This window comes from Nocardia sp. NPDC057663 (genome assembly GCF_042799895.1).
Taxonomy (GTDB): domain Bacteria; phylum Actinomycetota; class Actinomycetes; order Mycobacteriales; family Mycobacteriaceae; genus Nocardia.
The window spans coordinates 1-14011 of the sequence record NZ_JBHVHX010000018.1; the positions used below are offsets into that span (position 1 = coordinate 1).

Sequence of the window (14011 nt, forward strand, 5' to 3'; positions counted from 1 at the left end):
TCCTTCGTCGCCTACGCAACGGCACCTGACCGGCGGGACGGCCGCGACGGCCGCTTCGCGGCCTGCCCCTCCTCGAGGTCGGGGCGTGCGGGCTAAGTCGATCGGGAGCTTCAGCACTTAGGATCGCGGATGTGCCTGTATCCCTGACTGCGGCTACTGCGAGTGGCCTGTGCGCCTTCATCGATGCTTCGCCGTCGCCGTTCCATGTGTGTGCGACGGTTGCCGCCGAGCTGGCTGCCAACGGGTTCACGCCGTTGGCCGAGGCGCAGGCGTGGGCGGGTGCCGGCGGGAAACACTATGTGGTGCGCGGTGGTTCGCTGATCGCGTGGGCCGACGTCGACGCGGCGCCCACCGATCCGTTCCGGGTGGTCGGGGCGCATACCGACAGTCCGAATCTGCGGGTGAAGCAGCATCCGGATCTGGCCGTGGCCGGGTGGCAGCTGGTCGGGCTCGAGCCCTACGGCGGTGCGTGGCTGAACTCGTGGCTGGACCGGGAGCTCGGGATCTCCGGGCGGCTCAGCGTGCGCGACGGTGCGCGGATGAGCGATGTCCTGGTCCGGATCGACGAGCCGATTCTGCGGGTGCCGCAGCTGGCGATCCACCTGTCCGAGGACCGGCGCGGGGTGACGCTCGATCCGCAGCGGCATGTGAACGCGATCTGGGGGATCGGTGATTCGCCCGCCTCGTTCCTGGATTTCGTGGCCGAGCGGGCCGGGGTCGACGGCGCCGACGTGCTCGGCTGGGAACTGATGACCCACGATCTGGCGCCGAGCACGCTGGTCGGGCGCGACAACGATCTGGTGAGCGCGCCGCGGCTCGACAACCAGGGCACCTGCTACGCCGGGCTGCAAGCGTTCCTCGCCGCGGTCGACGAGCCGGGGGCGGCGACGCCGGTGCTGGTCATGTTCGATCACGAGGAGGTCGGCAGCCAGTCCGATCGGGGCGCTCAGTCGGATCTGCTGCCCGCCGTACTGGAACGCATCGTGCTGGCCCGCGGCGGTGGGCGAGCGGATTACCTTGCCGCGCTCGCCGGTTCGGTGGTCGCCTCCGGTGACATGGCACACGCGACGCACCCGAACTATCCGGAGCGGCACGAACCCGCGCACCGGATCGAGGTCGGCGGCGGTCCGGTGCTCAAGGTCAACCAGAACCTGCGCTACGCCACCGACGCGGCGGGTGCGGGTGCCTTCGCGCTGGCGTGCGCGCAGGCCGATGTTCCGTTGCAGCGCTACGTCCACCGCGCCGATCTGCCGTGCGGTTCGACCATCGGCCCGATGACCGCGGCGCGCACGGGCATGTCCACCGTCGACATCGGCGCACCCCAGCTGGCCATGCACTCGTGCCGAGAACTCATGGGCGCGGCGGACGTTCCCGCCTACGCCTCGGCGCTGGCTGCCTTCTTGACGCCGGCCGCCCTCGACTGAGGGGTGGGCCGGTAGGTGATCACCGCGTACACGATCACCGCGAAAGTGGTCCACACGTAGCTGGCCCCGATGATCTGCTGCCACCAGGCCCAGCCGAGTTCCTTGCCGTTGGAGTGTGGCAGCACCCACTGCGGGCCGACGATGAACATCACCGTGAACAGGGCGACGACGGCGGTGAACGCGCGGGAGCGGCGGCGCGTGACCTGGTCGACGGCGACGACCAGGGCGGGCGCCACCCACACCCAGTGATGCGACCACGACACCGGCGAGACGAGCAGCACGGCAGCGGCATTGACCAGCAGCGCGGCGACGTCCTTGCCCGCGCCGATCAACCGGTACATCCACACCGCGGCCAGCGCCACCGTCAGCACCGACAGCGCGATCCACAGCCCGGTGGCCACCGATTCGTTCATGCCGAGCCGGAACAGCGTGCCCTTGATCGACTGGTTGCCCGCGAAATACGGGGTGCCGATGCGGCCGGTGTCGGTGACGGTGTGGAACCAGTATTCGACCGAATCGCTCGGGAACAGCAGGAAGCCGACGCCGACCGCGCCCGCCGCCGAGACGACCAGGGTGGCCGCGGCCTTCCAGTCCCGGCGCAACAGGAAATACAGCAGGTAGCCGGCCGGGATCAGCTTGATCGACACCGTGATGCCGATCAGCATGCCGCGCGGCCAGAACGGCTTGCGGACCAGGATGTCGACGGTGATCGCGGCCATCAGGATCAGGTTGATCTGGCCGAAGTTGAAGGTCTGCCGGATCGGCTCGAGGAACTGGGCCAGGCCCAGACCGGCGATCACCACGGTGAGCACCGCGATCCGGTCGAGCTCGGGACGGATGCGAACGAGTACCAGCCACAGCGCGACACCCAGGCTCGCCAGCGAGGTCACCAGCACGGCGATCTCGGCGACCACCAGCGGCATCAGCGCCAGCGGCACGAAGAACGCCGCGGCGAGTGGGGGATAGGTGAACGGCAGGCCGAGGCCGTAGACCGGCGGCATCGGCCCGTACAGGTCGCCGCCGTCCAGCCAGACGCGGGCGCCGTTGCGGTAGACCTGCAGGTCGATGAACCCGTGCCACCAGTGCGCGAGCAGCGCGACGGCGGCGGAGAACACGAACAGCCCGATCGAGGCGGCCAGCCACTTCAGCTGCCGATCGCGGGTGACCGCATGCGGTGGGTTGGCCGACGGCCCGGCAGGAGTGGAACCCGACGCCGCGTCCCGCGCGGGAACAGGCGGCTCGACCTGCTCGGCAACCCCCGGACTCTCGTTCACGGCGTCAGACTAACGGGTGCGGACCGGCCCGAAGCGCAGGTGTGATCAGGCCGGGTGCGAGGTCGGTCACCAGTGGGCAGTGCGGGGCGAAGCCGCTCCGGTACTAACCATTAGACTCTGAAGTCAAGTTCCCCCGGCCGAAAGGACCCTGGTCTCCCGTGACACTGCAGGTCGACACCGTCGCTACCGCCGCAGCCACCCCGGATGCTCCGCAGCCGTACAAGGAACTCGGTCTCAAAGACGACGAGTACGCCCGCATCAAGGAGATTCTGGGCCGTAGGCCCACCGACGCCGAATTGGCGATGTACTCCGTGATGTGGAGCGAGCACTGCTCCTACAAGTCCTCCAAGGTGCACCTGCGCTACTTCGGTGAGACGACCACTCCCGAGATGAAGGCCTCCATGCTGGCCGGCATCGGCGAGAACGCCGGCGTGGTCGACATCGGCGACGGCTGGGCGGTCACCTTCAAGGTGGAGAGCCACAACCACCCGTCCTACGTCGAGCCGTACCAGGGCGCGGCCACCGGCGTCGGCGGCATCGTGCGCGACATCATGGCGATGGGCGCGCGCCCGATCGCGGTCATGGACCAGCTGCGCTTCGGCGCGGCCGACGCGGCCGACACCCGTCGCGTGGTCGACGGCGTCGTGCGCGGCGTCGGCGGTTACGGCAACTCCCTCGGCCTGCCGAACGTCGGCGGCGAGACCGTCTTCGACGCCTCCTACCAGGGCAACCCGCTGGTGAACGCGCTGTGCGCGGGCGCGATGCGCGTGGAAGACCTGCACCTGGCCTTCGCCTCCGGCGCGGGCAACAAGATCATCCTGTTCGGCGCGCGCACCGGCCTCGACGGCATCGGCGGCGTCTCCGTGCTGGCCTCGGACACCTTCTCCGGCGAGGAGACCGGCACCGGCCGCAAGAAGCTGCCCGCCGTGCAGGTCGGTGACCCGTTCACCGAGAAGGTGCTCATCGAGTGCTGTCTGGACCTGTACAAGGCCGGTCTGGTCGTCGGCATCCAGGACCTCGGCGGCGCCGGGCTGTCCTGCGCGACGTCCGAGCTGGCCGCGGCCGGTGACGGCGGCATGCACATCGACCTGACCAAGGTCCCGCTGCGCGCCAAGAACATGACCCCCGCCGAGATCCTGTCGAGCGAGTCGCAGGAGCGCATGTGCGCGGTCGTCACCCCCGAGAACGTGGACGCCTTCATGGCCGTCTGCAAGAAGTGGGACGTGCTGGCCACCGTCATCGGTGAGGTCACCGACGGCGATCACCTCGTCATCACCTGGCACGGCGAGACCGTGGTGGACGTGCCGCCGCGCACCGTCGCCCACGAGGGCCCGGTGTACGAGCGCCCGGTGCAGCGTCCCGACACCCAGGACGCGCTGATCGCCGACACCACCGCGAACCTCACCCGGCCCAAGACGGCCGACGAGCTGCGCGAGACCCTGCTGACGATGATCGCCAGCCCGCAGCTGTGCAGCCGCAAGTGGATCACCGAGCAGTACGACCGCTACGTGCGCGGCAACACCGTGCTGGCCGAGCACGCCGACGCCGGTGTCGTGCGCATCGACGAGGAGTCCGGCCGCGGTATCGCGCTGGCCACCGACGCCTCGGGCCGCTACACCAAGCTCGACCCGTACACCGGCGCGCAGCTGGCGCTGGCCGAGGCGTTCCGCAATGTCGCCACCACCGGCGCCACCCCGAAGGCCGTCACCAACTGCCTGAACTTCGGTTCGCCGGAGGACCCGGGCGTGATGTGGCAGTTCCAGCAGGCCGTGCGCGGTCTCGCGGACGGCTGTGCGGCGCTGGGCATTCCGGTCACCGGCGGCAATGTCAGCTTCTACAACCAGACCGGCAAGGACGCCATCCTGCCCACCCCGGTGGTCGGCGTGCTCGGCGTCATCGACGATGTGCACCGCCGCATCCCGACCGGCCTGGGCCTCGAGCCGGGCGAGTCGCTGATCCTGCTCGGCGAGACCCGCGACGAGCTGGACGGCTCGATCTGGTCGCAGGTCGTGCACGATCACCTCGGTGGCGTGCCGCCGAAGGTCGACTTCGCCCGCGAGCAGCTGCTCTCGGAGGTGCTCACCTCGGGTTCGCGCGACGGCATGATCTCGGCCGCGCACGACCTGTCCGAGGGTGGCCTGGCGCAGACCGTCGTCGAGGCCGCGCTGGCGGGCGAGACCGGTTGCCGCATCGTGCTTCCCGAGGGTTCGGACGCGTTCGTCGAGCTGTTCTCGGAGTCGGCGGGCCGCGTGCTCGTCGCGGTGCCGCGCTCGGAGGAGACCCGCTTCACCAAGATGTGCGACGCGCGGCAGCTGCCGTGGGTGCGGATCGGCGTGGTCGACCAGGGCTCGGATTCGATCGAGGTGCAGGGCCAGTTCTCGGTGACACTCGCCGAATTGCGCGAGGCGTTCGAGGGCACCCTGCCTAAGCTGTTCGGAGCGCACACCGCCTGATTCACCGGTACGAGGAGTCGAGCTTGATCATCGAGGAAACCAGCTCGACTTCCACGCCCGCTGTTCATGAGAACCTCTTCGTCCGTGGAATCCACGTGGCGGAGAGGTTTTTTCATCCGAACTACACCGGGCTCGTCGTGGCCACCGTGTTCTTCGGCTGGTCGCTGACACCTTCGCTGCTGCCGCGTGACTGGTTCTTCCAGGGCCTGGTCAGCGGTATCAACGCGACGATCGGCTACGGCCTCGGCTGCGCGCTGGCCTGGGCCTGGCGCCGGTGGCTCGTGCCGAAGATCACCCTGCCGGAGCAGGTCACCGCGCGCTGGGCGCAGCGTCCGAGCTGGACGCTCATCGCGGTGAAGTCCGTGATCGTGGTGGCCTGCCTGCTCTTCGCGATCCTGATGAGCATCCAGTCGGCGCACTGGCAGCGCCAGATCACCGATCTGATGGGGATGGAACCGGTTTCCGGCTCGGGATATTCGCGCACCGTGCTGGTCGGCGCGGTGGTGGTCGGGTTGCTGATCTGGATCTCGCGTGGCGTGGTCAGGCTCGTGCGGGCCGTGGCGCGCGGGCTGAACCAGTGGGTCCGGATTCCCGCCTCGGTCGCGCGCCCGCTCGGCGTGGTCATCGTGATCGTGGCCGCCGTGCTGCTGTTCAACGGTGTACTGGCGAAAACCTTCTTCACCGTGGCGAATTCGGCGTTCAGCGCCCGCAACAGCCACACCTCGGCCCACGCGATCCAGCCGACACTGCCCGAACGTTCCGGCAGTCCGGAGTCCTTGGCCAAGTGGGACACCCTCGGCTCCGAGGGCCGGTGGTTCGTGTCCAACGCCCCGACCGCGCTGGCGATCGGGCAGGTCACCGGAAAGCCTGCCCGCGAACCGATCCGGGTGTACGCCGGGCTGGAATCGGCCGACGGATTCGAGGCGCAGACCGATCTGGCCGTCGCCGAACTCGACCGCACCAAGGCCTTCGAACGCGAAGTGCTGGTAGTGATCAGCACCACCGGCACCGGCTGGGTCGATTCCACCAGCGCGGAGTCGATCGAGCTGATGTACGGCGGAGACAGCGCGCTGGTGGCGACCCAGTACTCCTACCTGCCCAGCGCCCTGTCGTTCCTGTCCGACCGGGACAAGTCGATGACCATGGGTCGCCTGCTGTTCGACAAGGTGTACGAGCGTTGGGCGGCGCTGCCCGAGGACGCCAGGCCCAAGCTGCTGGTCTACGGCGAGAGCCTCGGCTCGCAGGGGTCGGAGGGCGCGTTCTCCGGGCTGGCCGATATCCGCAATCGCGCCGACGGCGTGCTCTGGGTCGGCCCGCCCAACTCCAACCGCCTCTGGTCGGAATTCGTGCGCAGGCGTGACCCCGGCACCGAGGAGATCACCCCGATCTACGCCGACGGGCTCTCGGTGCGGTTCGCCGCGAGCGCCGATCAGCTGGTCCGGCCGTCGGACAACTGGACCGACCCGCGCATCGTCTACCTGCAGCACGCGTCGGATCCGGTGGTGTGGTGGTCGCCGGATCTGCTGTTCGGGCAGCCCGACTGGCTGGGCGAGGAGCGCGGACCCGATGTGTCACCGGCGATGTCGTGGTATCCGATCGTCACGTTCTGGCAGGTCGCCGCGGATCTGCCCCGTGCGCAGACGGTGTCCAACGGGCACGGGCACAACTATGGCAACGTGGTGCCCGACGCGTGGGCCGCGGTGGCCCAACCACCGGACTACACACCGGAATTGGCCGAACGGATCAAGTCTTTCCTCGTCGAGTCCGCGGCCACCGAACATCAGCTGAAATAGACCGGGCGGCGCCGAACCCCTCGATCGGCGCCGGCCCGATCCGATCAGGACACCGATTTGAACGGATTGTGTTCGGCGATCAGCTGTTCCAGCCGTGCCTCATCGATCCGCCCGATCAGTGACTGGGTTTCCTGCTGGTCGCGCACGACCTTGGCGAGGGTGAAGCAGCTGGTCACCAGGAACAGGCCCGACATCGCCAGGAACGCGCGCTGCCAGCCGTCCAGCGGCAAGTAGGCAATTCCGGCACCGGTCCCGAACAGGCTGACGGCGAAAGCGATCGCGGCCTGGGCCATGTAGGCCGAGGTGTTCTTCGGCTTGGCATTGGGTGTGCTCATGAGAACAAGCATGCTGACCGGGGGATATGCCCGGGCGCGTGAAACTACTCGAGTGCGGTGGGTAGTTGCCGAACGCAGGCGGAAAGTGACCGACCCGCCATCCACAACACCCTGCCGCGCCGAAACCGGCCAGCCATACTGGTTTGGTGTCCGCGACAGGCTCGACCCTCGCGACGCTGCGTACGCGCGGCGCCGGGCTGCTGCGCCGCGTCGAGGACGTCGTCGACCTCAACTACCCGGGTCTGGTCCTGGCGACGCTGTTCTTCGCGCTGTCGGTGACGCCGTCGCTGGTGCCACGCGACTGGCTGTTCCAGGGCCTGATCAGCGGGATCAACGCCGCCATCGGCTATGGGCTCGGGTGTGTGCTCGAGTGGGCGTTCCGGCGCTGGGTGCGGGCGCGGATCCCGATTCCCAGCCCGTCGGACCGGCTGCGATACGGGATCAAGGCGACCGTGCTGGTCGTCTGCGCGCTGGTCGCGGCGCTGATGCTGGTGCAATCGGCGCGCTGGCAGCGCGAGATCACCTCGCTGATGGGGATGACGGGCACCACGACGACCGCGTACCTGCGAACCGGGCTGCTCAGCGTGGCCGTCGGGATCGCCGTCGTCGCCGCCTACCGGACCGTGCGGGTGCTGGTGCTGGTGCTGGCCCGCCAGCTCAACCGCTGGGTGCGGGTACCGCGCGAGCTCGCGCCCGCCGCCGGTGCGCTCGTGCTCGTCGTGCTCGCGGTGACGATCTTCAACGGTGTGGCCTCGCGGGCATTCTTCGCCGTGGCCAACTCCGCGTTCAGCGTGCGCAACGACCGGGTTTCCGAGTTCGCGGTGCAGCCGACGAAACCGGAGCGCTCGGGAAGTCCGGCTTCGCTCGCGCCGTGGCAGACCCTCGGCTTCGAGGGACGGTGGTTCGTGTCGAACGGGCCCAGTGCCGACGACATCACCGAGGTGACGGGAAAGACTGCACAGGAACCGATTCGGGCCTATGTCGGGTTGGAGTCGGTGACCGGTGAGCAGACCGCGGCGCAGCTGGCCGTCGACGAGCTCGACCGGACCAAGGCCTTCGAACGCGAGGCCATGGTGGTGGTCACCACGACCGGGACCGGCTGGGTCAACTCGATGGCGGCGGGCGCGATCGAATACCTCTACGGCGGCGACACGGCGATCGTGGCCACCCAGTACTCGTATCTGCCCAGCGTGCTGTCGTTCCTGTCCGACCGGGAGAAGGCGGCCGCGGCCAGCCGGGAACTGTTCGACGCGGTGTATCAGCGATGGCTGGAGCAGCCGGAGGGGCAACGGCCGAAACTGTTCGTGTACGGGGAGAGCCTGGGTTCCCAGGGCTCCGAGGAGGCCTTCGACGGGCTCGCCGATCTGCGCGAGAAGGTGGACGGTGCGCTGTGGGTCGGGCCGCCGAACTCGAACCGGCTGTGGCGGCAGTTCGTCGACCGGCGTGATCCCGGGTCGTTCGAGGTGGCGCCGGTCTATGCCGACGGGCTGGTCGTCCGATTCGCCGACGACGCGGGCGATCTGGGTCCCGCGGAGACCTGGCGCGAACCGCGCATCGCCTACCTGCAGCTCCCGTCCGATCCCATCGTGTGGTGGTCTGCCGACTTGATCCTCACTCAGCCGGATTGGCTGAGCGAACCGCGCGGCACGGATGTGTCGACACAGATGCGATGGGCGCCATTCGTGACGTTTTGGCAGGTCACGGCCGATCTCACCAATGCGCAAGGGGTGGTCGACGGGCACGGGCATCGGTATGGGTCGCTGGTGCTCGACGGGTGGCTGGCCGTGGCTGAGCCGCCGGGGGTCAGTGCTGAAGTCGTCGAAAGTATCCGTGCCGCACTGGAATCCGCGGACGAGTACGAGCGAGCGGTCAAGTGAGTCGGGGCCTGACTGTCACCTCGGTACGCACCGCGCGTCGCGGAGTGGAAGGCCTGGCCGGCGTGCCGGTCGTGGCGACGCTGGAGTCCGCGGAAGGGCCTCGCGTGAGGCGGGCCGCGACGTACACCGTGCGTCGCGCAGGGACGCGCGCGCCCGGTCCGTGGCGACGGGTGCGGACCGTGGCTGCGCTGGGACTACCGCTGCTGTGGAGTAATCGGATGCTGCCTGGTCTCGATCTTCCGTTGCGCGGGCGCACCGCGGCGAACATCGTGTTCGCTGCGGGGTACACCGCGGTGTTCGATGGTCGCCCGAACTGGCTGTCGGCCAAGGGATTCCGATGGGGTGTCGGCAGTGCCGCGCTGGTGTTCGCCGGTTATGTTGTCGCGCTTGCTATTCCGGTATTGCGGAGGTTACCGCTCGAGGTGGCCGAGCGGGTGCCGGAGACCTCGACGCTCGAATGGATCGCTCTGCACATCCCGGTGGGTACGGTGCTCGCCGAGGAAGCGGTGTTCCGCGGCACGCTCGATCCGCTGCTCGACGAGATCGCCGAACCGCGGGGCGCCGCGGCGGTGGGCGCGCTCGATTTCGGGCTGTGCCACATCCGCCCCGCGCAGGCCACCGGCGAATCGGTGCCCGGAACGGTCGCGCTCACCACGCTCGCCGGTCTGGTCTTCGGCGCATTGCGCAGGCACACCGGCAGCGCGACCGCGCCCGCCCTGCTGCACCTGGCGATCAATGCCGGGGGAGCATTGCTGCCGCTCGCGGCGCTGCGGATCGAACTGCTGAGGCAGTAACGACGTCGAAGACGAATCCCTCGATCGTGACTCCCGGCGCGAACGAGAACGCGACGCCCGTCGAGATCGGCTCGGTCACCTCGGTCTGAGCGGCGATCCGTTCGAGCACGAAGATCAGTGAGACGCTCGACATGTTTCCGTACTCACCGAGAACATCCCAGCTCGTCGACGCGGCTTCCGGCGGAAGGCCGAGCGAGCGCGCGGATTCGAGCAAGATCTTCGGCCCGCCCGGGTGGATTGCCCACACGTCGATGTCCGACTGCCGCAAGCCATTGCGGCGCAGAACGTCTCCGACGACGGGAGCGACGCCGTCGTAGATGTACTGGGGTACTGTCTCGGACAGCTCGCAGGTGATGGCGTCCTGGTTGACGCCGACCGCGATGCCGTCCTGGGTGCCCTCGAACAGATGGGTGAATGTGTCCCGGATGACAATCGTCCCGGCAGCGGCTAGCTCCGTTTCGCTGTGTGCCCCGATGACGACCGCGCCGCAACCGTCGCCGAACAGGCTGTGCGCGACCACATCGTTGACGTCTTCGACAGGGACCGCATGCACCGAGTTGAGCTCGAGGCACAGGACCATCGCCTTCTTGTCCGGGTTGGCCCGGACAAAGTCCGAAGCGGCGCGAATTCCGTTCATCGCCGCCGCGCAGCCCATGAAATTGACCACCAGGCGAGCGACCGACCGGGGCAGTCCGAGGTGTTCGACGACCGCGACGTCGACGCCGGGCGCCATGATCCCGGTGCTCGTGGCGAACACGATGAGTCCGACGTCGGCCGGATCGGCACCGTCGAGTGCGCGCCGCGCCACGTCGACCGCCAGCGGAACAGCGTGACGGTAGAACAGGCGCATACGATCCTGGATCGTCGCTGGTTGGCCGCTGGGCGCAGGAAGGCCGGCTTCCAGCGGGTCGACCGCGAAGCGCCGGGTGTTGATCTCGGTTTTGCGGAAGATGCGTCTGACCAGGGATTGCTGCTCCGGATCGGTGAATTGCCCAGCCATCCAGTCCGCTGCGACGGTTTGGTCGAGGACCAGGCTGGGCGCACCGGTCGCGATTGCTTCGATGACGGGTACGGTCGGCGCCGACGGAACTGTGTGCTTGCGCGCATGCGCTACCGTGCGGGTGAGAAGTGCCTGGTCGAGTGCGATTGACATGGAGTCGTTCTTCCTCGTGCGAGCGATTGGGCTACCCCAATCGTCGAACAGCGAACGTCCCGCAAATAGGTACCCAAGGGGTGTGGGTCCCCACCCGTCGCCCAGCGGCCACCGCGGACCAAGGGGAGTCCTCGGTGCTGACGGCGCAGTGGGTCGGGTAGCTCAGGTGGTAGCGACGAAACCGGCGACGGCGTCGGTGAAGGCGTCGTTGTCGTCGCCTGCCGCGGTGTGCGCGGCCGCGGTGATCTCGGCCAGGCGGGCGTGCGGGGCCAAGGCGAGGAAGGCGGCCGCGCCCTCGTCGCTGACGACATCGGACTTGCCGCCGCGGACCAGCAGGACCGGGATGGTCAGCGCCTCGGCGGCGGCTTCCATCTCGGCGATGCGGGACTGCGGGTTGTCCTCGAGGCCGGTGAGCAGGTCCGGATCCCAGTGCCAGTACCAGCGGCCGTCGCGCTGACGCAGGTTGCGCAGCAGTCCGTCGGCGTTGTCGGGGCGCGGGCGGTGCGGGAGGTAGGCGGCGACGGCGTCGGCCACCTGGTCGAGGGTGTCGAAGCCGTCGCGGTGCCTGCCGAGGAAGTCCATGACCCGTTCCACGCCTTTGGATTCCGAGCGGGGCACGATGTCGACCAGCACCAGGGCGCGGATCACGTCGCCGCCGGGCGAAGCGGTGGTGAGCAGACCGGTGATGCCGCCCATGCTGGCGCCGACGACGACCGCGCCCGCCTCGGGCGTCGCGCCGAGCTGATCGAGCACCGTGAGCAGGTCGCCGACCATCACGTCGCGGGTGTAGTCGCGCGTCGGCGACCAGTCGCTGTCACCGTGGCCGCGCGCGTCCACCGCGACGACATGCATCCCCGCCGCCGCCAGCGCTCGGCCGGTGCGCTTCCACGAGTGCCGGTTCTGCCCGCCGCCGTGCAGCATCACGACCAGCGGGCCGCCTGGCACACCGAAACTGTCGGCGACCAGGGTGAGACCGTCGGAGCTGCGCAACCGCAGCGTCGTCGGTTCCAGTGGCTCGGTGGAGCTCGGCATGACACCTCCTGAACGTTGTTTACTGTGCTGAACGTTGTTCAGAATGTAGCGTGAGGCCCCGATCGAAGGGAAGTGGGGACCAGTGGCCGAATCGAGCCGGGCGGGGCGGCGTGACGAGATCGCCGAGGCGAAACGCGCGATCATCCTGCGCGCGGCCAGGACGATCTTCGAGGCCGACGGTGTCGACGCGGCCAATATCCGGGCCATCGCCACCGCCGCCGGCTACACCCCGGGCGCCCTCTACGCGTACTTCCCGAGCAAGGAACACATCTACGCCGCCCTGCTCGGCGAATCCCTGGAACGACTCTCGGCCGAGGTGGCGGCGGCGACTGCCCTCGACGAGCCAGCCGCCCGCTTCCGAGCCGCAGGCCTGGCATTCTTCGACTTCTACGACGGCAACCCCCGCGACCTCGACCTGGGCTTCTACCTCTTCCGCGGCGGCATCCGCCCCCACGGCCTCGGCGCCGAACTGAACGCGGGCCTCAACGCGGCCATGCTGGCCGGCCTCGCCCCGATCGTGTCGGCGGCGATGGAACTCGGCGCCACCGAGGAACGAGCCCGCGTCATCACCGCCGATGTCCTGGCCCACCTCTCCGGCCTGCTCCTGCTAGCCCACACCAAACGCCTGGCTCTTCTCGGCGGCACCGCCGACGCTCGCCAGATGATGCGCGAGTACCTCGACCTGCACATCGATGCGCTGCGCGCCGATCACGGCTAGCCGCCCGACGTTCCCCGTCCTGTGCTCGGCTTATAGGCCGATTCGGCTTGGCGGTGCGAGGCGGGCGGCGTAACCCGCCATGGGGTGATGTGGGTGAGATCGTCGGCGATCGCGGCGCGAGCCATGTCGGCGTCGTATCGGGTTCTTGCGATAGGAGTGCTCCAACAAAAAAACGGCGTCCATGCTTCTATCCTCCCGAGGTGAATCCTTCTGGCCAGTGGTCCTGGCCGATGGGAAATCTGTTTACGTGGAACTCATTCGGCCGATCGCGGAATCCTGGCAACAAGCGCATCCGGTCGATCGCTTCACCAGCCGCAGCCTCGGACGAATATATTCCGATTGTCCGGACCATGTCCCAATGCCATTTAGCTTGCTGCTGGTAGGGCTGTGACCTGCGGTTCGTCGGGTTTCGGGTCGGTCATCCAGCTGGTGTTGGCGAGGCCGACCACGGCCGGTCCGGTGTAACGGGTGCCGCTGTGATGGCCACGTTTGACGGGGAAACCGTTGTGGCGTGCGCGTTTCACCACGCGCGGGTAGCTGCGGTGGCGGACCGGGTTGCGGTTTCGGCGGGCGGTGATCAGGGCTGCGACCTCCCGATACAGTTCCGTTTGCCGGTCCAGGGGAAAAGCGTCCGGATCGGCGATGTGGTCAGCCACGATCCTGACGGTGGCGGCGAACTTGATCCGGTGGGGATCGAGGCCGGTTTCGGTGGCCGCGTCGCAGATCAGGGCACTGATCGCATTGTGGGCCAACAGGTATCCGTAGATTTCCTGGCGGACCAGGTCGGGATCGCGGGACCGCAGGACCTTGCCGGGGCCGCGGAGTTGGGTTTTGATCTCGGCGTTGGCTTGTTCGTGTTGCCAGCGCAGGTGGTAGGCGTGAGCGAGGTCGAGCGCGGGCGCAGCGTCGGGGTCGGTGATGGAGGTGTGCAGGCAGATCAGGTTCCCGCTGCCGCGGTCATCGATGTCGCCGAACAGTGCCATCGCCATCGGGTAGTAGGCCATCACTCGGGGCGGGAGTGTCCCGCCGCGGCGTTTGGCTTGTTTGCCCAATAACGCGATCACGGTGTCGACGTCGTCGCGTGACACCCAGGACGTCAACACGCCCAACGAGATCCGATCGGTCAGTGGTACCGGCACCGTTGCGGTTGTGTCGTTG

General features: G+C 68.4%; 11 protein-coding genes. 6 read left to right on the forward strand and 5 right to left on the reverse strand.

Going from position 1 to position 14011, the window contains the following annotated elements; translation table 11 throughout:
• Window positions 1–131: 131 nt before the first annotated feature.
• Window positions 132–1424, forward strand: coding sequence for a M18 family aminopeptidase (locus tag ACFVAV_RS27745; RefSeq protein WP_379038447.1), 1293 nt, complete (start codon window positions 132–134; stop codon window positions 1422–1424).
• On the opposite strand, the gene ACFVAV_RS27750 is transcribed toward ACFVAV_RS27745, so the two are convergent.
• Window positions 1376–2698 carry a glycosyltransferase 87 family protein gene (locus ACFVAV_RS27750; RefSeq protein WP_379038448.1) on the reverse strand — a complete coding sequence of 441 codons (1323 nt, stop codon included), beginning with the start codon at window positions 2696–2698 and terminating at the stop codon, window positions 1376–1378. The genes ACFVAV_RS27745 and ACFVAV_RS27750 overlap by 49 nt on opposite strands.
• Before the next feature lie 158 nt (window positions 2699–2856).
• Here ACFVAV_RS27750 and purL point away from each other — a divergent pair, with 158 nt between their 5' ends.
• Both purL and ACFVAV_RS27760 read left to right on the forward strand, forming a co-directional pair.
• Window positions 2857–5151, forward strand: a complete 2295-nt coding sequence (gene purL / locus ACFVAV_RS27755) for a phosphoribosylformylglycinamidine synthase subunit PurL (RefSeq protein ID WP_379038449.1) — start codon at window positions 2857–2859, stop codon at window positions 5149–5151.
• Window positions 5152–5174: 23 nt separating this feature from the next.
• Window positions 5175–6944 carry an alpha/beta hydrolase gene (locus tag ACFVAV_RS27760; protein WP_379038450.1) on the forward strand — a complete coding sequence of 590 codons (1770 nt, stop codon included), beginning with the start codon at window positions 5175–5177 and terminating at the stop codon, window positions 6942–6944.
• A 44-nt stretch (window positions 6945–6988) separates the two neighbouring features.
• Here ACFVAV_RS27760 and ACFVAV_RS27765 read toward each other — a convergent pair whose 3' ends face one another.
• Window positions 6989–7279: a YiaA/YiaB family inner membrane protein gene (locus tag ACFVAV_RS27765; RefSeq protein ID WP_336086490.1), complete on the reverse strand. Its 291-nt coding sequence runs from the start codon at window positions 7277–7279 to the stop codon at window positions 6989–6991.
• Between the two features lie 146 nt (window positions 7280–7425).
• Here ACFVAV_RS27765 and ACFVAV_RS27770 point away from each other — a divergent pair, with 146 nt between their 5' ends.
• Both ACFVAV_RS27770 and ACFVAV_RS27775 read left to right on the forward strand, forming a co-directional pair.
• Window positions 7426–9156 carry an alpha/beta hydrolase gene (locus tag ACFVAV_RS27770; RefSeq protein WP_379038451.1) on the forward strand — a complete coding sequence of 577 codons (1731 nt, stop codon included), beginning with the start codon at window positions 7426–7428 and terminating at the stop codon, window positions 9154–9156.
• A 179-nt stretch (window positions 9157–9335) separates the two neighbouring features.
• Window positions 9336–9950: a CPBP family intramembrane glutamic endopeptidase gene (locus tag ACFVAV_RS27775; RefSeq protein ID WP_379038453.1), complete on the forward strand. Its 615-nt coding sequence runs from the start codon at window positions 9336–9338 to the stop codon at window positions 9948–9950.
• Here ACFVAV_RS27775 and ACFVAV_RS27780 read toward each other — a convergent pair.
• Entirely contained in the window at window positions 9889–11103 is a 1215-nt protein-coding gene (locus tag ACFVAV_RS27780; RefSeq protein ID WP_379038454.1) for a type III polyketide synthase, read from the reverse strand. The genes ACFVAV_RS27775 and ACFVAV_RS27780 overlap by 62 nt on opposite strands.
• A gap of 162 nt (window positions 11104–11265) precedes the next feature.
• Entirely contained in the window at window positions 11266–12135 is an 870-nt protein-coding gene (locus ACFVAV_RS27785) for an alpha/beta fold hydrolase (RefSeq protein WP_379038455.1), read from the reverse strand.
• Between the two features lie 82 nt (window positions 12136–12217).
• Here ACFVAV_RS27785 and ACFVAV_RS27790 point away from each other — a divergent pair, with 82 nt between their 5' ends.
• Entirely contained in the window at window positions 12218–12853 is a 636-nt protein-coding gene (locus tag ACFVAV_RS27790; protein ID WP_379038456.1) for a TetR/AcrR family transcriptional regulator, read from the forward strand.
• Window positions 12854–13218: 365 nt separating this feature from the next.
• Here the strand turns inward: ACFVAV_RS27790 and ACFVAV_RS27795 are convergent, their stop codons facing one another.
• On the reverse strand, window positions 13219–13992 hold the full coding sequence (locus tag ACFVAV_RS27795; protein ID WP_379038457.1) for a transposase domain-containing protein: 774 nt from the start codon (window positions 13990–13992) through the stop codon (window positions 13219–13221).
• Between the last annotated feature and the right edge of the window lie 19 nt (window positions 13993–14011).